Origin of the sequence: Brevibacillus brevis, assembly GCF_001039275.2 — a bacterium.
GTDB lineage: Bacteria > Bacillota > Bacilli > Brevibacillales > Brevibacillaceae > Brevibacillus > Brevibacillus brevis_C.
The window spans coordinates 6,179,205-6,199,702 of sequence record NZ_CP030117.1 but is presented as its reverse complement, the minus strand read 5'-3'; the positions used below and the strand labels follow the sequence as shown (position 1 = coordinate 6,199,702).

Here is a 20,498-nt window from a genome sequence, read left to right as displayed (position 1 = left end):
CCTGTACTAAATAAAAACTAGCTCATTCCGTCTTTCAGTTAGGAAGTGTTAGGGCTGAGATGAAGTCGCTTGTTTCCATTCAGCTTGAACGATCAGTCTGTCCTTCGGATCTTTTGCTCCAACAGGGGTGCATGTGACCAAGGTGATCAATGGCTTCTTTTGATCCTCTAGAACTTCTACTTGTGTACGATCTACGACAAAGGCTTTCACGACAACGAATTGGTAGGTTGCCGCTTTGGTCTTGATCTCAATCTCATCGTCAGGTGCTAGTTCGTCCAAGCGATTGAATTGCTTACCGTGAGTAATCCCGCGATGACCTGCCAGTCCAACATTGTTCACACCGAATTCCTTGTCTGGCTCGATCAGGCCAACCCCTTTACTCAAGGCATGCTTGTCCGCGCCTTCAAAAATCATCATTTCCAGATCAATTTTGGGAATCCGAATCACGCCTCTGGCACCTTCCAACATAGCGAGCGGCTCTTGTATCTGAGGGGTTGGTCGTTCCTCGGATGCAGCCGTTTCTATTTGCTGGCTGACGTTGCTCAGTTGTTCGAACGCTTCGATGAGCTGTTCTTGCTTTTGTGCAGATACCGCCGTTTCCCATTGAGGATAGAAAAGGAGGAATAAGCCTGCCAGGATAAACCCAGCACTTAACAGCACTCGCACATTCTTCAACTCCCTTTTCGCACCGTTAACTCAATTCATCTTTCCTCCCTTGTCTTAATTTTTAGTTACACTAAAATTTTTCAGCGAGTCATTCTTCGTTGTATAAATCTTGCTAGTCGGGAACAACAGATTCACCACTGTTCCAATTGTGAAAAAATGCCTAGAAGTATCATAATCTTTCGACCTAAACAATTTCTGAACATGAAAAAAGCCAGAGGAGAAAGAATCTCCTGACTGGCTTTTTCGGTCTTCATTCTATGGTTAATAGGCGACGCTTTTTGAAACAAATCCAACTAAGACGTTCCCGTTTGCATCAATGGTGGAGCCGTAATACCAATCTCCACGTTCACCGACTACTTGAACAAGTGCATCTTTGACAGCGTAGCCTCTGCCTGGACTTTCTAGCGAAGGGGTCGAGAAGAAGTAGCCTTTCTCTCCTTGAATTTTGACAGTCTTAGGAGTGATCGGTGTATAGGAGGTGACCACTGTTTTAGAAACGTATCCTTGATCCATAGAGATGAATTCCGGCTGTGTACCTGATGCTTTGATTTCAAAACCATACCATAGGGTTGCAGTAACGACAGAGTCAAGGGATGGAGCAGAATAAACGTTAGCATTGTCTACGGCTACAATTGTTTTCGAAGGTAGTATTTTAGGTTGTGTACGGGGGGCCGATGGTTTTGGAGGAGCCAATTTTTTCACTTGGCTGTTAGAAGAACCACCGCCACCGTTGTGATAGTGATATTCTCCATACTGTAATCCCCATTTTTCGCAGTTTGTTCTACAGGTGTGTCCACCATTTGCATCTGTTCTGCCTGGATGCGCTTCAATCATTTGAACAGGTAAAAAAGCAAAGCAAAGAATGAGTGCGAGTACTGAAATAATTTTTTTTATAGATAACCTCCTAAGGATTCGCTTTCGCCCGCAACAGATTCAGCCCCATCCCGATAAAAACAATCCCCGTCAGCTTGTTGAGAATGACAGAGAACTTCTGATTACTGCGCAATTTTTGTGTAGCGAAGGAAGCAAACAGGGCGAGAAGACTACACCAGATGCCACCTGTAACGGTAAAAGTAAGGCCAAGAATAAGAAAAGGGAGTGGTCCGGCTTCCGTCGCGCTCACAAATTGCGGGAGGAAGGCGATGAAAAACAGAGCGACCTTTGGATTCGTGACACTTGTCAGGATCGCTTGCAGATAGACCTTTTCACCCTTCAGTTTCTTGGAATCGGCTGCGTCAAAAGCTGGTGATTCCTTCGTCATGAGCATGCGAATGCCCAAATAGACGAGATAGGCGACCCCCAATATTTTGACGATGTTAAAAAGTACGATGGATTGCGCCAAAAGGAGCGACAAGCCGAAAGCAGCCAAGAGTGTGTGAATGAGTGAGCCTGTCAAAATGCCGAGAACCGAAAGAATACCTGCCTGTTTACCTTGCGAAATGCTGCGGGTGATGATGTACATCGTGTCTGAGCCGGGTATCAGGTTCAACATGATGGCGGTCATCAGAAATGCTTCATAATGAACGATTCCAAACATCTCTTCTCACTCCTTGCCTACTATAAAATAAGAATAGATTATAGAAGAATCTGACACCTAACGCAATGTGAAAAAATGAGAAAAAGCTCCTGACGCCGATCAAAAAAGGTGTGTCATGATCGCGAGGGGGAGCTCCTGATTCAGCAAACTGATTATGGCGTTGATTCGGTAGCGCGTATCCAGCCTTCTTTTCCATCAAACACAATCTGGTACCAGCCATTCAGATCTGCGATGACTTGGAAGGAACCATCTGCTACTACCTGACCGATCTTCTCATATTCTTCACCTGGACCCGCGAAAACATCGATTTTTTGAGTGGCAGGGGGAGTTTGATCTGTCGCTTCTGTCGACCCGTCGGCAGGGGAAGTCGCGTCTTCTGACCCAGTTACCTCGGTCGTTTCTTCGGAACTCTCCTCCAAATCAGCCAGCTTTTCGATGTAAGCCAAGCCATTGTCCTCGAGCTTGAACAAAGCGATTTCGTTTTCACCTTTCCCTACCGTATTTTTCATGATCACATGCTCGGAGTCTTCTACACTGAGTTCATCCGCCTCGACCGAAAAGCGCTTATCGAGTGACTCTTTTGTCAAATTCGGAGACAATGCTGCGTAGGCGTTAGCACGTTCCTTGCCGGAAGCACTCACGATAATTACAGGCTTTTCTTTACTCCCGAGAGTATCGTCGATCTTAGCCTTAGCCGATTTCATGTCCACATCCAGCGGTTGATCGAGATAGAGGAGTGAGTCATTTGGCATTTTCGCTGCAAAATAAAGACGTTGATCTGCGTTAGAGAGTCCAAATGCGTAAAGCTTTGCTCCCCAGCGATCTGTGCCGGAGAGCATGTCAGTGAACGTTCTGTCTGGATATCTCAATTGCAATAAGCGTGCTGGATCGTATTCCAACCAGAGCTTTTCCAGATCAGACAGGAGCGTAGCCGTATCCTGTAGCGGATTCAACTGCTCGTACAATTCACGCGCTTTGGTGAACTCGAACGATTTGATGTATTGTTCTGCCTGCTTGAGCTTGCCTTCCAGATAGCGGGTGATCGAATCAAGGACAGGTGAATCACTGGACAGCACATCCTCGATTTTGCGATAGGCGGCTGCCATGTCAACAAAGGCACTCAAATCCTTCGATCGGATGACTTCCTTGATTTTAGCTAGCGCATACTTTTCCAACTGATCCACTAACCAATTTGTCTCGATACCCAGTTTTTCGTAATGGCGAATGCTTGTAGCCGTTTTGGTGATGACTTCTTCAAAAGAAGCCGAAGCGATCAGCGCCCGCAGCTTCGTCTTTTCATAGTTCTGGAAAAGGGCCGAGAGCTCAGCCTGCTTCTTCTTTTTGCCGCCATAGTACTCATCTGGAACTGCAAGGAGTGTTTCAATGAAAGATTCGTCCTGATAGTTTTCCTTTTCGAGATTCGATTGTGCCTGCGCCTTCGCTGTTTGCAAGGCATTCAAGTAATAATCGGAAAAGCTCTTATCCATACCCAAATGAGCGGACAATTGCTGGAAAAACATCGCCGGTACGTCTTTTTGATTCTGGTAATTCTTTTTGACAGCTTGATAGTGTTCATAGACCGCACCGATTTCTGCGACCTTCTTTTCTGAAATGGCCGCGTGCGAGTGCTGTTGAAGCCCCTCCAGCTCAGTACGGATAGAAGAAAGTTGGAACATGATGGAATTCCATTCGTCATCGCCGTAGGACAGGACAGCCATATCATGTGCACGAGAAAAGGTTTTCTCGGCTTGCAGCAGGTTCTTTTGCTCATAAAACGTCTTTGCCTGTTTATACAGCGCAATCTGCTTGTACCCGAATCCGAGCTTCAACAGAACGGCGATCAAGCCCAAGGCAAAGAGCCCGAGAAAAATATTACGGACCCAGAGGGACCTATGATAGGGAGAGATAGGCAACATAAAAGGCTCCTCCTTCACAGTAAGCCTTTGAAATCCGGGTCAAACGCGTAATGCGTATCTACCCTGTTTTTGGTAGAATGATATAGTTGTTCCCAACCTTCATCCTTATGGGTTTGTACCATTTTTGCCAATCGTAAAAGGCGCTCGCGAGGCAAAAAATCGATAAATTCGATAATCAGATCCTGATACTCGTCCACATAAGACTTCATGCGGAGCGCTGCACCTGCCACTTGACCGATGAGCTGATCCCCGTTTTCCAGCAACAATATTTGATTTTTATAACGTCTAACATAAGTAAGCACGGAATTTTTGACGAGCGAAGGCTGGACCTTGATGACTTCGCGGACATATTCCATGAAGTCCTTGTCGTACATAGACGGGATGAGCGTTTCGAGCTCCAGCTCCATGTCTTTGCGCAGGACGTAATGATTGAGGAACATGATCTTGCGTATCTTGATCGTATCGGAATCGATGAAATGTCCGATCTCTCTCGTTTTTTCATAAGCTTCCTTAAGATGTCCTTCTTTGACGTCGTTGCCCACTTCCTCCAAATGACGGAGGAGTGACTTCTTGATCGTCTCCATTTCCCTCGTCAAAAAGTGTTGGAATTGTACGTCTCTTTCATAAGTGCCATATTTTTTCTGCATCACGAAAAACAGGACGAACAACACACAGCCAATACCTCCTGCGAGAGCTAATTGCAAAACGGTCTCCGCAGAGAGGACAGCAAGACAGACGAACAAGCCCAAGAGCAAGAAGCGCGTTTGCACATAGCGGCGCGTCACAGCGTGGGAAACCTGGCGGATCGGTATATAGGCGCTCCCGCAAGTCTCACAATGCGTCTCCCACAGGACGTGGTATGTATGGCATCGCGTGCACGCTTGAATTCTTTCATACGTATGAGTGGTTTTACGGGTTTTGCGAAATTGTACGCCGATTCGTTTTCTCATGGCGAATCCCTCTTCTCATTCAGTAAGGCATGAAGATGCTGATCGATTTCGGCGTTGGAGAGATTGCGCCGTTTCAGTCGCAGCAGCTTGAGGAATCGGACCGCTAGCAGCAAAAAAGCCGCAAACAACAGAAAGTAAGTTAACATAAAATTTCTCCTAACGAAGTTGTCGAAATCTGTAACAAAGAATCATGTCGTATCGTATTACGAGTAAGGGGCAATCATTCTAGTACTTTTTTATCATCCGTCTTCTACTTCTTGAATCTAGTGGTAATAGTGTCATAGTCTTACTTTCTTTGCAACACCTCACAAATTCTTTGTAACGAACAAGAAAAGGAGCTCTTATGCAAATAATACGATTCCGAATGTTATGTCGATACGTAGCATGTCTCGCCCTGCTCTTGGTCAGTGTCCTCTCCGTCACTCACCCAGCCTTTGCGCAAACGAGCGGAAACAATATGGACGCTGTCCTGGTCGTGGACGTCAGCAACTCCATGACCCAAAGCGATAAGAACAAAGTCAGTAACGAAGCGATGAAAATGTTCGTCGACATGACATCGATCCAAGCGAACAAGGTTGGTGTAGTGGCCTATACCGACAAGATCGAGCGGGAAAAAGCACTGCTCGAGATTAATTCCGAAGAAGACAAGAATGATATCAAAGCCTTCATCGACAGTCTGCAAAAAGGAGCCTACACCGATATCGCTGTCGGGGTAACGGAAGCAGTAAAAATCCTTGATGCAGGACGCAATCCAAACAATGCACCGATTATCGTGCTGTTGGCAGACGGAAACAACTATTTGAACAAAGCATCAAGCCGTACCCAAGCACAGTCAGATCAAGAGCTACAGCAAGCAGTGAAAGAGGCCAAAGACAAAGGCTATCCGATTTACACGATTGGCTTGAACGCAGACGGTCAGCTTAACCGCTCGACACTACAGCAGATTGCTGCGGAGACAAATGGTAAATTTTTTGAAACGAGCACAGCGGACAAGCTCCCGCAAATCTTGAGCGAAATCTTTGCGAATCACCTGAAGCTGAAGGTTGTCCCGGTGAAAAGCTTCGTTGCAAACGGTCAGGCTCAGGAAATTCCGATCCCCATCCCGAATGGCAGCGTCATGGAAGCCAACATCTCGATCATGTCGCAAAAAGCAGTGGAAGTGAAGCTGTTCGATCCGGCTGGCAAGGAGGTACAAATTCCTTCCAACCAGGTCAGACTGTCGAAATCCAATGCGTACACGATGATCAAGCTGGTCAAGCCACAGCAGGGCGATTGGAAGCTACAGGTAAAAGGTGCCCCGAAGGAAAAAATCGATATTAACCTCATCTTCAACTACGATCTGCAATTGGAGATGGAGCCAGTCACAGCCAAGAGCTTCAAAGCTGGCGATGTCGTACCGATCAAGGCTGCACTTGTTTCAAACGGACAGAAGGTAGCGAGTCCTGATCTGTACAAACAAATGAAGGCAACATTAATCGTCAATGACAAGACGGACAATAAGACGAATGAGGTCGCCCTGAACAATACGGGCAGCGGGTTCGAAGGCAGCTTTACAATCCCGTCTGACCATACGTACGAGATAAAAATCAAGGCAGAAGACACCAGTTTTTACCGGGAGACAAAGCCATTCCTTGTAGACGCTGCGAAAACAGCAGGTTCTGGAGCGAGCAAGCCGAACACAACCACTGATCCTGCGGCAGAATCGAAACCATTTCCATGGATGACCGTAGTAGGAGGTACCGTGGTTCTCATCCTGTTGATCGGTGCAGGCTTGTACGCACTGTCGATCTATCGCAAGGCGAACAAGGGCTTCGCGGGCCAAATCGCCATCGAGATCGTGGATGAGGATACAGGGGAAAAGTCCAATCCGCAGTACAAGAAACTGAACGCGTTCAAAGGAAAAGTGAAGCTGCACCAACTCTTGCAGCTCGCCCCTGAGTTTGCGGAGACAGAGAAAGTCATCTTTTTACCAGGAAAAAACGATACGCTGATCATCGAAAACCGTTCGAGCTGTCGAATCGAAAAGGCCGGACGTGTACTCGATGCAAGCAAAGGCAAAGAGCTGAAGAAAAACGATCGCATCAAAATTTCGTTAACGAATGTGAACAAGTCCTTATATGTAGATTACATCGTCTAGGAGTGAGTCGATTATGAAAGCAGTCGTGAGAGAACACATTCAACAATTGGACGTATCCCTCGGCGGAGGAATCGTCAGTGACAAGATTCGCGTTGATACAATCGATAACCCGATGCTCGTTATCGGTCTTGGCGGTACAGGAATTGACGCGCTTTTGCGCCTGAAATACCAAGTGAACAGACGCTTCAAGCTGCCGGTTGACCAGCTTTCCAAGAAGCGCAAGGAAAAGCCGGACAATATTGAATTTATCGCGTTTGAAACGAACGAGCATGACCGCAACAAAAAGTACAAGGGCATCGGGCTCGATCCAGTGACGGAGTTCGTACTCCTGTCCAATCCTGAGATCGGCGGTGTGTTGCAGAATCGCAGCATTCTGGAGCCGTACATCACCGATTGGCTCTCGCCAGAGCTGACGATTACGGACGGAATCAGCGGAGCATCGGGTGTACGCCAGGCAGGTCGACTTCTTCTCTTTACAAAAATTACGCAAGTCGTCCAAACGATTGAGAAAAAGGTCAAGATGCTGTGCGAAGGCACGAACAAAAAGCTGACTGTATTTCTCCTGAGTGGTTTATCCGGGGGAACGGGGAGCGGTTGCTTCCTCGACATCGCCTATATCGTACGAGGCATTTTGGAGCGCGACTTTGGCAGTGCAGGGGTAGACAAGGTGAATACGTTGGGCTACCTGTTCACACCTGACGTCAACCTTTCGAACAAGAGCCTCAGCTCGCACACACGCGACTACATCATGAAAAACGGTTACGCGGCATTAAAAGAGCTGGACTACTGGATGAATGCGGATGAGCGCAATGAGCGTTTCCGCCAGCAATACGGCAATGTACTTACCGTGCAATCGCCAATGCCACCATTCAACCTGTGCCATTTGATTTCTGCGACCAATCTGGAAGGCAAAGCACTGGAAAACGCCTACGATTACTGCATGAACGTAACCGCGGAGAACATTACGAACTTCATGGCGAGCGAAGAAAAGCGCTCGGGTGAAGAGTTTGCGATCCACGACTATATCAGCAACATCCGTACGAACATCAACCAGATGCCAAAAGCGTACGCAGCCAACTACCAATACAACGTCATCGGTGCTTCCTCTGCTGTCTTGCCGATCGAAGAGATGACAACGTACTTGGCATATCGCTTGTTTAAAAAGATGGAAAAAATGTTCACGGTAGCACCAACGCAAGAAGATGCGGAGAAATTCGCCCGCAAGCTCGGAATCGACATCGACTCGATTTCTCGCAAGTTCGAGGAGCGCGTTCCTGAACCGTTGCCAGGCTATGAGAACAGCGAACGTCTGAACTACGGCAACGTGATCACTCAGCAAGTCGTGAGCATCGATCACGAGCTGGAGCAAGGCTATCTCGCCAAAGCACGCGAAGCGTACATCAAGTCCAAAAAGCAGATGCCAGGCGACATGATCTCTGTTTTTGGCGAAATGATCACGCGTGTATTCCTGCACCCGCAGCAAGGACCTTTCTATGCGTCCCGTCTGATTCATTCGGACAAAGGCTACTGCCTGATGAAAATGATCCTCTCCTACATCGAGAGCCTCAAGGCGAATTTGGAGAGCTTCCCGCCTGAGATCGAGGGCGCAAGAGAGAATGCGAATGAAAAGCTGGGCGATGCCCGCAGTGCTTTCATCTCCAAGGAGAAGAAGAAAAACAGCTACATCGAAGCGAAGATCAACGAATACCAGCTCCTGGCTGATCAGGAAAAGCTGGAGCAAATGATCGAATTCTACGAAGAGCTGCACCGTTTGTTGAATGCAGAAAACAACCGCATTTATAACGTATTTACTGAGATTTTGAACGCACTCAACCAAATTTTCGAGCAAAACGGCGACATCCTGATCAACGGAGGAGAAGAGAGCGACCGCACTGGCAACAAGACATACTACTGGAACATCGTCAGCGTGCCGGATATCTCCAAGGTAGTCAGCAACATCCTGGAGCAAAAAGAGGCGGATGACCTGATCCGTGATTTCACCAGCGAGCTGCTGCGGCATTCCGATCAGTGGGTCAAAGAGCAGGAGCTGGATATCGTCAGCTCGATTTCCGAATTCCTCTCGGAGAAGTTCGGTGAGCTGATCACCAAGTCGATGGAAGAATTCCTCGTGATCAAATACGGTCAGGACGAGACACTCGATCGCATCGTAGAGCGCAAGATTGCGAGCAAGCTGGATGAAGAGGCGATTCCGGTCTTCCATCTGAGCAATAATCTCGGCAATATGCACTTCCCTTCCTGGGGCTTTGTATCCGTGCCCCTGAAGGCACCATCGATCTTGAAGGGGATTAAAAACTATCAAAATACAGCGATTAGCGGATCGCGCTTTACCGTCAAAGAAAGCGAAGTCAAAAACCGCATCTTCTGGCTGAATACGAAAAACGGTGTTCCACTGTTCGCTTACACACCGTTGAAGGTCTACGAGGAAAGCTACGAACGTACAATTCTGGACAGAGAGGGTATCGGACGCCACCTCGTTCAAACCGAAAAGAACAACTGGACGTACCTCCCATCGCCTATTCCGGAAAAATCGTGGGGAGATACGTACCAAAACGGACGGATCAAAGCGTACAACGCCAAAGTACGCGAATTGTTTGACCGTGCGGTGCGCTACGGAGCCATCCGCGAAAAAGGCAGCGACAGCCAGACCAGCAACCGCTATGAATCCATCGTGACGAAGCCGTTCTCGCTGGCCACTTTCTTGGCTAAGCACCAAGCACAAGGAGACGCGACCAAGCTGAGTCCTGGAGAGATCAAGCGTGCATTGGTTGAGCTCAAAGGCTTCATGAAAGATGGTCTGGAGCAAGAATTTACGCGTGATGTGTTCGGCAGTATCAATGAAGAGATGGCAAAAGAAAACCTGATTCGCTATCCAGAGCAGATTCGCCTGATCGAACAAGAAGTACGCAAATACGAAGAAATCGAGGCCAAAATCCAGGAGCTGGAGCAGATTGTAGGTGCCATCAAGGACGAAGAAGAGCTGGTGACCCGATTCATCGAAGCCCTTTACACAGGGACGATTTGCAAGCGCGGTGCGCTCTACGTCTACGACAAGGATGAGGAAGAAGATGCGTGGGAGCCGTTCATCAACCTGATGAAAGTCAACAAGCATGTTGAATTTGCGATCTATGAAAAATACCGCGCATTGGATCACAAGAGCATGGCAACCATCCAGCGCAAAGCTGCAAAACGCAGTGACGCGATGACTTCAGCAGAGGATACGCAGCAGTTGCTGGCAAAACTCGAAGAAATCGCATCTGCTTTCCAAGAAACGAAAAATGATCTGGAATACGACCGCGACGAATACGTAAACGGTGAAGAGCTGTTCCAGTTCTACAAAAAGGTTTGGTCAAAAGTAAACGATATGCGCAAGACGCTGCAATAAACAATCACGATCGTTTGATAATCGAGGAGGACGCATGCGGGATTTGATAGGAGAGTTCGCGACCCAATACGTTACGGAATTGGAAAGACAACTGGATAGCGGAAACGGACAGCGAAGCATTCAAAACCCCGTGCTCTTCCTTTTTCTCGGGGATAAGAGCGTAGAGGCACTGCAAGCTGTTCGTGCCCACAACGAGCGCAATTGGCAAAATGGTCACGGTGTTCTTTATGTCCATGCGTATCAGGACAAAACGTGGGAGCATCCGCAAGTAATCGGCTGCCGCTTGCCGCAGGCAGATGCCGACAAGAAAAAAATGCGTACTTCGATTCACGAGCGTTTTTTACTTGATGAAGCTGTCACCATGGAATTGAACAAGGTGATGAAGCTGGCAAGCGTGCGGGTAGCGGAAATGGGCAAGTTGTTCACTGCTTTTCAGCAAGTCAATATTGCCGTCGTGGCAAGGGCGGATGACCCTGCCACGATCCTTTTGCCAGAGCTCACGTTGCTTCTCAAGAGCTACCTCAACGAGCTGTTTAAAAACGTATCAGTCGACCTGTACGTCCTGCTACAGGAAAAGAACAACGGAGAAGCATTCGGGTTCACGACAGCGCTCTCGGTCAGCTTTTTGGAAGAGGTCAATCGCTATCAGCGAAGCGACTACAGTTATCGAGCGAATCTGTTGGTAACGGAGGATCTCGTGAAACTGCCTGTGGAGCATGTGAACGCACCGTTATTTTCGCTGGCGTATCTATTGAGTGACAAGACAGAGCATGGCTTGTTTATCGAAGGCGACATGCAGGAAAATTACGAGCTGATCAGCAAGCTGGTGCTGTTGAACAACAAAAAGGTAGAGTCGGAGTTCCATGAAAGCAATGATGGCTATAACAAGCTGCAATTTATGCGCAGCATCACGGTCGATCACGGGCAGACCAAGTTTGCATCGGCAGGTCTATCCAAAGTAAAGCGACCGACTCATGCAATTGCGCTGACAGTGCTTTCTGCCGTATTTGACCGCTATTGGGAGCGACTCCAGGATGGCGAGGTGTTACCGAAAACAAAAGCGAGAGAGGAGCTCGGATTGACTGCACATGATTTGCAGCGAAAATTGGCTGGCATTCTCCCTGAGGATCATATTCTGGAGGAAATGACGGGGCTTATGACCTCTGGCATGAGCTACAGCGAGCTTTGCAGTATGAATATGCGTGAAGCGGAGCTGGCTTTGTTTGACGGCAGCAGCCAAGCCTTTTTTGAGGCGAATGTCGTTTCCGGGGCGCGTAAACGTCTGGAGCACATGCTGTCTCAGGAGTCATTGGCTGATTTGATTCAGAAAGCAGTCATCGAGGATGAACGGCTTGGGCTGTATGCGGCTTACTATCTCACAGCCGAACACGCCAATGGAGCAAACCTGTTGGATGAGCTGCGCACAGGCATTCGCGAGACATCTCGACAGGTTGAACAGATAAAAGCCGAGCTGGTCGATCTCTACCAAGAGAGAGTGGATCGGCAGGACATTCGCGTAGGAGGGTTTTTCACACGGGATAAGGAGCGTGTGCGGACCTTCATTCGTCATTTGCTGGACGCTGTTTATGGTAAAAAGCTGGAGCTGCTGGATTGGGAGATGATGCTCTCGATCCTTGTGAGCTATGAGAAACAGGCAGAGCAGATTCATCGGCAGTTAGGTGAGCAAGTCGAGCAACTGGAAGCCTTGCATAAGCAACTGCGGGAAATCGCCAAGACGAGCGTTCGAGAAGCGACTGACTACTTGGGTAAAAACGTGGACGAATATTACGAATCGGTGGTCCATGAAACGATCCGGTCATTGGAAGCTTCGCGCGGCAGTGATTTTTACATGGAACAACGGTATATTGGCAGCGGCGCTCTGCTCAGCGGGAATCGACTCGCTGGACTCGTGGAGAGGCTGTGTCAATTTTGTCGGAACGAGATTCTCACCCGTGCGCCATTTGCTTTATCTTTTGAGGCGGAGCTGCTTGCGCGTGCCAACGTCGGGGCTGCTTATGATAACCGAACCGTGCTGACGAAGGAGGATTTGTTCCTCGATCTGGCATTGGTGCTGGAAGAGCGTGCAGCGGTTCACATCGAAGTGTTCCATTTTTTGCAAAAGCATCGCTATGAGGAGAAGTATTTGTTTGCCGATATTCACAACGACTTCGTCCAGTATGCGCTGCACAAGGATGAGAGCACACGAACCTACAAGCTGGGCTGCATCCACGAGGAACAAAAAAGCGGGATAGAAAAAATGAACCTGATGGGTGGATTCGGCATGGAAGAGTTGATGTTTTACCGCAATAACAAGAAATACCATGCTTCCTATGAGGACAGCGGGTTTGTCTTTCGCCGCGTGGGAGGAGATGAGTCATCATGAGTCAGAGAAGGGTAAGCTTACTCATGCTAGTTTGTAGTTTGGTAGGTGGCGTGATCGGATTTTTGGTCGGGGAAGTCATGCTCGGCAAGCTGTCCGGAGAAATACCGCAATGGTTGTTAATGGGACTTTATTTTGGTCAATATGCCTTTTTCGTAGGACTGATGTGCCTCATTGCGGAAATGATCTCGCCACGATTGAATGGAGACGGCTGGAAGCAACGCTATCTGGGGTTTTCCTGGAAAATGCTCGTGCCCAGCACGTTTTTGATGGTGGGCGTAGTGGCGCTCTTGCTTCAGTTGCTGTACGGGTCATCGTTTCAACAGGCCAGTGGGGCCAACAATATTGTCATGGTTCTGGATACGTCAGGCAGCATGCAGCAGTCTGACCCGGATAACCAATTGTTCAAAGCAGCAGCCGACATGGTGCAGCGCATGGACAGTGACATGAATATAGCGGTGGTTACGTTTCACGATCAAACGAATGTGCTGCAACCCCTCACCGATCTGAGTAGCCAGTCTGCGAAGGATGAGGTTGTGAAGAAGCTGCTCCAATATCCACGATCGGATGGAGGCACCCGGATCGACCTGGCACTGCAAGCGGGACTGGATCAGCTCCAGGCAAACCAAATGACAAACAGTACGGTCGTGCTGATGTCAGACGGCTATAGCGATCTGGATATCCCAGCCGCACTCGCGCCATACAAGCAGAACCAGGTGATTGTCCATACGGTAGGCATGAGCCAAATCGATGCAGATGGAACGGCGCTGCTGCAAAAGATCGCTGCTGAGACCGGCGGCAGCTATTTCAATGTTGAACACGCGGACCAAATGACAGGAATCTTTGGTCAGATTTACGATATGAGTCGAACAGACCGCAATATTGTTTCTGAGCGGACAGGAGCGACAGAAGAAAGCATGTTTTACGCTATTACCCGTGTGGTCAGTGTTCTGATCATCGGTGCTTTGCTCGGCTTGGCGCTGGGTCTGATTTTTGACAATCGTCATCTGGCCAAAAGCTTTACGATTGGCGGGGCGGTATCAGGACTGTTAGCCGGACTCGTTTTGGAAATGGGTCTGTCGTCGATCAACTTGCTCGATATGGTGGTACGTTTGCTGGCGTGCTCCTTGCTCGCCGTCATCCTGACATTGTTCACTCTCTTTGTGCCAGCTTCCACGAGTGGCGGATCGTCTTTTGCGAAGCGCAGACTGAACACCAGACAAAGCCCCCGTGCCTTGGACGCCGGGAACCAGAGCAACAAGCGGTTTGATCTGTAAAGGGAGCATGATGAATCATGATTAATCGGGAGGAAACAACAGAAACCTTCATCAAGGACGTCACCTGCCAGCATCAAGGGAGCGAATACGTACTCAATTGGCATTGGGCGCAGGATATTCCGTGTGTGTACGTGCACAAGTCGCAGTTTGGCGCCCCTTTTGACGTAAACGAGCTGGATGATCGTCAGTTCAAGCTGTATACCCGAGAGGAATACAAAGTCCACAAAGGCTTGCGGGAAAAAACAGACGGCATCGGCCGGTACACATACCGCATCTTTCCTTGCCGATTGGAAAATGGCAAGCCGATTCTGCTCCTGCCAGACGGGGATGCCCATGTCATCCACGTCAGCACAGGAAAGGCCAAAATCTACTATTCGTTCAAACGGGGTGGAAGCTGGTTTAGCAAGCATCAATCGTTGCAGATACGCATTTTTTCAGAGATTCCGATCGCGCGGGACGTACTCTGTTACGTCAAAAAAGAAGGCTCTCCTCCCGCCCACAAGGATGATGGTACCCGATACAATTTCATTCGCGATCTCGAGCCCGGTGTCAATCTGATGCCGGAGATTGAGGTCAGGAAAAAAGACGTCGTCCGCCTGTTTTTTACGGACGGGAAAAAATACGGAGAAATGTACGAACTGATTCCTGAATAGGAGGGAAGAGCCATGCTGTCGTTTTTGAAAAACATGTTTGAAAAGAAGCCGCAGGTCAAGGAACGGCTTCCTTTTTACGATATTGTCTGCCCGTACTGCTTCGCCAAATACGGACCGGACCAAGTTGTCTTCCGTGCCACACATCATCGTCAGGATGACGAAGACTACGCGTTGCAGGAGGATGAGATTCTTAATGCATACCGGGATAAATTCGGACTGGATGCCATCGATGAGCTGGAAGCAGTGATCGATCCGGAATCCATCCCGTCGGAAAACCATTTGTACGTTGATAACGTCCTCGCAGGTGTGACCGACCGATATGGCATGGTTTCCAAGCGCAGACTGTGCCCGAAATGCCACAACGAGCTGCCGATTACGGCGGGTAAAGCGCCGAGCAACATTATTTCGATTGTCGGGGCGTCTCAAGTCGGAAAGTCCGTTTACATGACCTCATTGATCCATACCTTGCAGAACACGACAGCGAATCACTTCGATGCAGCGTGTATGCCGCTCAATGCGCAGATTAGCCGCAAGTTCCGGGAGAACTATGAGGCACCCCTGTTTGAACGCGGACAGTTGCTCGATTCCACGCAAAAAGAAAAGCGACAGGAGCCGTTTATCTTCCAGTTCATTTTCAAGGATAGTGACAAGGCGCCATTGATCCTGGTGTTTTTCGACGTAGCAGGCGAGGGAATGGTCGACCGCGAGTATTTGGAGCTGTATGCGGCGCATGTGAAAAACTCGTCTGGCATCCTGTTCCTGGTCGATCCGCTGCAAATCAAGACAATTCGCGATCGGGTCATGCTGCAAGCAGGGGATGAGCCAGGGGAATTCACTGCCAGGTACGACGAGCCGCGTGAGGTCGTCATTACACTGTTTGAGAACTTTATCGGCTACCAGGAGCAGAGCAAGACACATATTCCGACTGCTGTCGTGTTGACGAAGAGCGACATGCTTCATCTGATCAAGGAAGACGATGGCGAATATATCAAGTCCAACAGCAACGTTTTCCGTAATTTCGTCCATGAACAATATTTAAATACAACTGAATTCGAGAACATTGATGGGGAAATTCGCCGATTCATCGAAAAGGTGGATAGACCGTTTAAAGACGCGTTGGATGTTTACTTTACGAATACGGCCTATTTCGCTGTATCTGCGCTGGGTAGCAATCCCGTCAATCAAAGGGTGAGTGGTGTCGTGACGCCGATTCGCGTCGATGAACCGTTTATTTGGTTGATGCACCAGCTTGATTACATCGAGGGGAGGGAGCGGTAGTGAGCAACCGTCAGCCCATTTTGCAGCAGTACTACACCCGCGGGCGACAAGGGGTTTTCCGTTCGAACGAAGGATACGATACTGTCGCCAAAACGCCAGGGCTGGATAACCAATTCATCAAAAAGGCGCTCCATCCGTTTTGCGTGTACGACGCGCCGCGACAGCTTCAAGAGCGGGCGGAAAGCAACCTCGCGCTCTTTCCGGAGGCGCTCGTCAGCTTCCAGGCCGAATCGGGAGAGTTGGTTCTCGGCAGAAGCGTATTTGTCGGAGCGGACTTTACTGGGCAGCGCAATACGTTTTTCAGCCACAACTATGTCATTCCAGTTGAGCGTCGGGATGAGTTTATCAAGAACCCGGGCAAAATCTTCGGAGTGAGCACTTTTGCAGATCGCCACGACGATGCAACGGGTAAGGAGCTTCCTGCCGTCGATGACATCCCTTCTGAAAAAGGCTTGTCGCAAGACCGAAAACAGTTGCTTGGGCAATTGGGCGTCGATCAGCGTTTATTCAAACAGCTTCTCTTTGCGGTGATGTCCTCGCTCGCAGCGAAAAAGAAGGTGTTCATCAGCCTGGATGTGGATATTAGTGCTTCATCCAAGAGTGCTGCTCAATTATTGGAGATTTTGTACAGTTGTCTGCCTTATGAGATGCGCAGACATTTTGGTTTTCTCACTTTTAGCAACGAGCCGCAGAGCAAGAAGCATATCCACGTCACGTTCGTGGAAAAAGGAAGCATACGCCCAGGCGGCGGGCACAGCGACAAAGACTTTTTGTTCGACTTCTCCCTTGGTCGCGTTCAGAACGTCGATTTGCAGGACGGAGGACACGAATACCTCGACTTTGCCTGGGAGTATGTGAATGAGCCACGGATTCTGGATGCGTTTCACGAGTTTTGTGAGGAAGTGCTGGCTGGAGCAGATCATGCACTGGCCATGAACCTTCGCACGTACTACGAGCTGTGCGCGCTGTATTTGATTGAAAAGGGACGAACGTCCGTGTATGAGAGCAAACGGGCGGGCGTTTGGCAGGCGTTGAACAGCTATCTGGGGCACAGCAGCTTGACCCGCAAGAAACGGCTGATCGAGCTCCAGGAAATGCTGATGCGGATCGAAGTAGAGGCGCTTTCGTCCAAACAGTTGCCTGACGGCGAGACGATCAAGCAAATGATTGAATCCTACCGTGTCATCAGGCAGGAACGCCTGCAAATGGATTTGATCCGCTTCTTGATGGACGTGTTGATGAAAGCCAAGACCGCAAGACAGAGCAGCTATGTGGCAGAGGTGTACAAGCATTTGTCCAACAACCGGGAGCTGTTTGGCTTCATGATGCGCACGATTTTCGGCTATCCGCAGTTGGTGAAGCCGCTCTTTGAGGATTATATGACCGAGCGGGTAGCCGCCGTGACCAGTTTGGACCAGATGCTGAAGGAAATCCGGTTTTGGACGGAAACAGAACCACAAGCTATGCGCAATGCTGTTTTTGTTTCTACCACGACTGAGAAAGTTCTGCGTCTATTTACGCGTGAACGTAAAAAGCTCGCTGCCGCCATTACCATCCACCAGTTCTTTGAAAACATCGATGGGGCACGTAGCTATGCCGATGAGCTGTTGGACGAGCTGGACAAGTCCTTGATGAAGCTCGTTGCGCTGGACACGCTATCCAAGGATGATTTCCAAGTTCTCATCGCTCTCTTGGAGGAGAAGCCACAGAGCTTTTTCGGAACGCTGGATATGGAGAGTCGCCACAAGCAAGAAATGCTCATGAATCTGGCGAAGCTGCACGAAGAGAGAAGCACGCCACACCCGGCAGAGTTTTTCCGAAAATGGGATCGGGAAGCGATTTCCGTGCAGCAAAGAATGATCCAGAATATGTTGAGCAAACCGCTCCATGCTGACGAGTTCCCACAGGTGCCGCTGGTCTTTTACCGGGAAGATCATTTTGGTCAGGAAGGCTTTCAGTTTGCAGAATTGCTGGAGTATGTTCAGCAAAATGGTGGGGAAGCCGTTACACTGTCCTTTATCCAATGGACGATGAGTCAGCGGATGTTTTTCGAAGGAAAGTATTTGCTGCCTGCATACAGACAAGCGTTAAAGGCCTTCTTCCTTGAGGAGAAAGGCAAGAGATTGCGAGATAAAGAATGGCGAAAACGGTGGTATGCGATCCGAAATGCAGATTTCCGCAAGCTTTTGGACGAGGTACGCAGCGAGACGGCCAATCCGCTCGTGAAGCTGTTTCGGCACAAAGCTACGGTGATATCCAGCGCAGTTGTCTTGCTAGGTGCCGGAGCATGGGGAGGCTATATGGTTTGGGAAGGTACGAGTACGCACGTGCAGCCACCTGAAACGCAGCCTGAGCCGATCCGCCCACCGGCTGTGTTCGTACCGGTTTATCGGTTGATGGTGGACGAGCCTGACATCCAACCTGTCCGTGGCGTTCTTGGGGAGCAAAGCCAAGATGCACCAACGGGTGGGCAGCCTGTTCAGACAACGACACCCTAAGATAATAGAATGCCAACGCGGTCTGCTTGGGAAGGAGCGACCGCGTATTTCGGAGGTCTTTTTTGTACAAGAAGATGTCTCGAAAACATGTTGACAAATATTTTTATTTGTGTTATAATTAAATATTTTTATGTTGAAAAAACTCCTCGCTCCGTGATAAAAAGTAGTTGTGCGATGAAATGGTGTGAGGAGGAATAGCGTATGAAAGCAAACACAGGTGTGAAAATGATTCCGTTGCAAGGAGAGGCATTTGGCAAGCCGATGGTGATCAATCCCACCTTACTTTGGGATGATAATCGAGCGGTATTAGTAGATACAGGAATGCCTGGTTCCTGGGAGACCATTCGTCAGGAGATGAGCCGTGCTGGCATCCCCCCTGAGCGTTTGCAGGCTATCATTTTGACACATCAAGACGTTGATCATATCGGCGGTCTTCCAGAAATCGTTCGTGAGCTTGGCGGACAGGTTGAAATATACGCGCATGAGCTAGATCAGCCGTATATTGAAGGCACACGCCCTCTCCTCAAAGCAAACCCCCAAAGCATGGCCCCTTTACTTGCGATGTTGCCTGAAAAGGAACGCGAGTACTTGCAACGGCTTTGCGAAAATCCGCCAAAGGCAATGGTGCACAAGACGCTGGCAGATGCAGAGATTCTGCCGTATTGTGGGGGAATTCGCATTATTCATACTCCCGGACATACGCCGGGGCATATCAGCCTTTATGTACAGGATAGCAAGACCTTGATAGCAGGCGATGCTATGGTGTACATGAACGAAGCGCTACGAGGACCGATTCCGCAAAACACTCTCGATATGGAAATAGCAGTAAACTCATTAAAAAAATTCGAGAACTTGGAAATTAATAGTATCATTTGTTATCATGGAGGCATGTGCCAAAACAACGTGCAAGAGCAGCTTGATGCTCTGATACGGTGAAGTAGTTACCTGAGCTTACACGTTAAAACAACGAATCCAGGTTGGAATATATGGATATAAGAAGCGTGGAGGACACCAAGCTGGAGTAATCCCAATGGTGTCTTTCCCATTTTATCCTTGCAAGGTCTTTTGCGCTGTTTGCTCGATTTCGGAATGAGAGACTGGTGCAGTGGGAGTGGCTTTGTAGTATTTTTCCAGCGATTTATCTGAGCCTGTCCAACGAGCCAGTGCAGCGAACACAGCGAACATGCCTTTTTGCAGGAAGCGCGGAATGATTGGGAGATAAAACTGCCCCATCTGAAAGATCGTTCCCAAGAGGAGAATATTTTTTGGGATATTTTGCTTGATAATCGGCAAATAAAAGCTGCGCCCGTCTGTATCGAGCCCGTATCCACAGCGGACAAACGCTTCAAAAGTACCTGCCGGTCGGATTTCGACATCGAAGCTCACGAATTCGTTAGAGGGGTTGTGAAACCCATGAACCTTGTCTGTCGGAATGGTTAGCTTCTCTCCCGGCTTCAGGATTACTTTTTTTCCATCAATAGTTACCTCTAAATTTCCAATTACACCTTCAAAGGTTTCGACAAGTTTTGTATGATAGTGTAGAAAAATCCCGTTATCCGGTGGAAGATCGGTACGGAATAACAAATATTCGCCATTCGTTTCTTCCGTTGTCTTTAAAAAGGTGACCACTTCATTATTGTGCGGGTTACTTACACTGCGACTTAGATTTGACAAAACTATACCTCCCTGAAAAATAGTAAAAAGAGATTATATTAAGACAGAATATAGATTAAATATAGATTATTTGTTCCGGGGCAACAATTAAAAAGATAGGATGTTCTACCTAAAGATGGAGTGGATAGT

The 20,498-nt window shown here is 48.7% G+C and carries 15 protein-coding genes; 8 read left to right on the top strand and 7 right to left on the bottom strand.

The annotated features are described in order from the left end of the window. Nucleotides 1-48 precede the first annotated feature (48 nt). The 6 genes from AB432_RS29345 to AB432_RS30920 form a co-directional block, all read right to left on the bottom strand. Nucleotides 49-666, bottom strand: a complete 618-nt coding sequence (locus AB432_RS29345) for a class D sortase (protein ID WP_048035311.1) — start codon at nucleotides 664-666, stop codon at nucleotides 49-51. Between the two features lie 261 nt (nucleotides 667-927). Further along, nucleotides 928-1,560: a YHYH domain-containing protein gene (locus AB432_RS29340; RefSeq protein ID WP_048035310.1), complete on the bottom strand. Its 633-nt coding sequence runs from the start codon at nucleotides 1,558-1,560 to the stop codon at nucleotides 928-930. 10 nt (nucleotides 1,561-1,570) lie between these two features. Further along, entirely contained in the window at nucleotides 1,571-2,203 is a 633-nt protein-coding gene (locus AB432_RS29335; RefSeq protein ID WP_048035309.1) for a LysE family translocator, read from the bottom strand. A gap of 152 nt (nucleotides 2,204-2,355) precedes the next feature. Then, entirely contained in the window at nucleotides 2,356-4,119 is a 1,764-nt protein-coding gene (locus tag AB432_RS29330) for an SH3 domain-containing protein (RefSeq protein WP_048035308.1), read from the bottom strand. Nucleotides 4,120-4,133: 14 nt separating this feature from the next. Then, nucleotides 4,134-5,069 (bottom strand): hypothetical protein, encoded by a 936-nt coding sequence (locus tag AB432_RS29325; protein ID WP_048035307.1) that lies wholly within the window; start codon nucleotides 5,067-5,069, stop codon nucleotides 4,134-4,136. Further along, nucleotides 5,066-5,215, bottom strand: coding sequence for a hypothetical protein (locus AB432_RS30920; RefSeq protein ID WP_007724683.1), 150 nt, complete (start codon nucleotides 5,213-5,215; stop codon nucleotides 5,066-5,068). Before AB432_RS30920 ends, AB432_RS29325 begins: the two co-directional genes overlap by 4 nt. Nucleotides 5,216-5,412: 197 nt before the next feature. On the opposite strand from AB432_RS30920, the gene AB432_RS29320 reads away from it, so the two are divergent. The 8 genes from AB432_RS29320 to AB432_RS29285 all read left to right on the top strand — a co-directional run bounded on the left by AB432_RS29320 (nucleotide 5,413) and on the right by AB432_RS29285 (nucleotide 19,631). Beyond that, entirely contained in the window at nucleotides 5,413-7,206 is a 1,794-nt protein-coding gene (locus AB432_RS29320; RefSeq protein ID WP_048035306.1) for a vWA domain-containing protein, read from the top strand. A 13-nt stretch (nucleotides 7,207-7,219) separates the two neighbouring features. Then, nucleotides 7,220-10,609 (top strand): tubulin-like doman-containing protein, encoded by a 3,390-nt coding sequence (locus AB432_RS29315; protein ID WP_048035305.1) that lies wholly within the window; start codon nucleotides 7,220-7,222, stop codon nucleotides 10,607-10,609. Nucleotides 10,610-10,643: 34 nt separating this feature from the next. Further along, a complete protein-coding gene (locus tag AB432_RS29310; protein ID WP_048035304.1) occupies nucleotides 10,644-12,992 on the top strand; it encodes a hypothetical protein in 2,349 nt (782 codons plus the stop codon). After that, on the top strand, nucleotides 12,989-14,266 hold the full coding sequence (locus tag AB432_RS29305; protein WP_048035303.1) for a vWA domain-containing protein: 1,278 nt from the start codon (nucleotides 12,989-12,991) through the stop codon (nucleotides 14,264-14,266). Before AB432_RS29310 ends, AB432_RS29305 begins: the two co-directional genes overlap by 4 nt. A gap of 17 nt (nucleotides 14,267-14,283) precedes the next feature. After that, complete coding sequence (locus tag AB432_RS29300; protein WP_048035302.1) at nucleotides 14,284-14,919, top strand: hypothetical protein; 636 nt, start codon at nucleotides 14,284-14,286, stop codon at nucleotides 14,917-14,919. 12 nt (nucleotides 14,920-14,931) lie between these two features. Beyond that, nucleotides 14,932-16,197 (top strand): TRAFAC clade GTPase domain-containing protein, encoded by a 1,266-nt coding sequence (locus AB432_RS29295; protein ID WP_048035301.1) that lies wholly within the window; start codon nucleotides 14,932-14,934, stop codon nucleotides 16,195-16,197. Next, nucleotides 16,197-18,695: a GAP1-N2 domain-containing protein gene (locus AB432_RS29290; RefSeq protein ID WP_048035300.1), complete on the top strand. Its 2,499-nt coding sequence runs from the start codon at nucleotides 16,197-16,199 to the stop codon at nucleotides 18,693-18,695. Before AB432_RS29295 ends, AB432_RS29290 begins: the two co-directional genes overlap by 1 nt. Before the next feature lie 201 nt (nucleotides 18,696-18,896). Then, nucleotides 18,897-19,631: an MBL fold metallo-hydrolase gene (locus AB432_RS29285; RefSeq protein WP_048035299.1), complete on the top strand. Its 735-nt coding sequence runs from the start codon at nucleotides 18,897-18,899 to the stop codon at nucleotides 19,629-19,631. Between the two features lie 111 nt (nucleotides 19,632-19,742). Here AB432_RS29285 and AB432_RS29280 read toward each other — a convergent pair whose 3' ends face one another. Next, complete coding sequence (locus AB432_RS29280) at nucleotides 19,743-20,369, bottom strand: cupin domain-containing protein (protein WP_048035298.1); 627 nt, start codon at nucleotides 20,367-20,369, stop codon at nucleotides 19,743-19,745. Between the last annotated feature and the right edge of the window lie 129 nt (nucleotides 20,370-20,498).

Coding starts and splice junctions, on each gene's coding strand:
- AB432_RS29335 (WP_048035309.1), bottom strand. CDS start 2,203: ATGTTTGGAATCGTTCATTATGAAGCATTTCTGATGACCGCCATCATG.
- AB432_RS29330 (WP_048035308.1), bottom strand. CDS start 4,119: ATGTTGCCTATCTCTCCCTATCATAGGTCCCTCTGGGTCCGTAATATT.
- AB432_RS29325 (WP_048035307.1), bottom strand. CDS start 5,069: ATGAGAAAACGAATCGGCGTACAATTTCGCAAAACCCGTAAAACCACT.
- AB432_RS30920 (WP_007724683.1), bottom strand. CDS start 5,215: ATGTTAACTTACTTTCTGTTGTTTGCGGCTTTTTTGCTGCTAGCGGTC.
- AB432_RS29320 (WP_048035306.1), top strand. CDS start 5,413: ATGCAAATAATACGATTCCGAATGTTATGTCGATACGTAGCATGTCTC.
- AB432_RS29315 (WP_048035305.1), top strand. CDS start 7,220: ATGAAAGCAGTCGTGAGAGAACACATTCAACAATTGGACGTATCCCTC.
- AB432_RS29310 (WP_048035304.1), top strand. CDS start 10,644: ATGCGGGATTTGATAGGAGAGTTCGCGACCCAATACGTTACGGAATTG.
- AB432_RS29305 (WP_048035303.1), top strand. CDS start 12,989: ATGAGTCAGAGAAGGGTAAGCTTACTCATGCTAGTTTGTAGTTTGGTA.
- AB432_RS29300 (WP_048035302.1), top strand. CDS start 14,284: ATGATTAATCGGGAGGAAACAACAGAAACCTTCATCAAGGACGTCACC.
- AB432_RS29295 (WP_048035301.1), top strand. CDS start 14,932: ATGCTGTCGTTTTTGAAAAACATGTTTGAAAAGAAGCCGCAGGTCAAG.
- AB432_RS29285 (WP_048035299.1), top strand. CDS start 18,897: ATGAAAGCAAACACAGGTGTGAAAATGATTCCGTTGCAAGGAGAGGCA.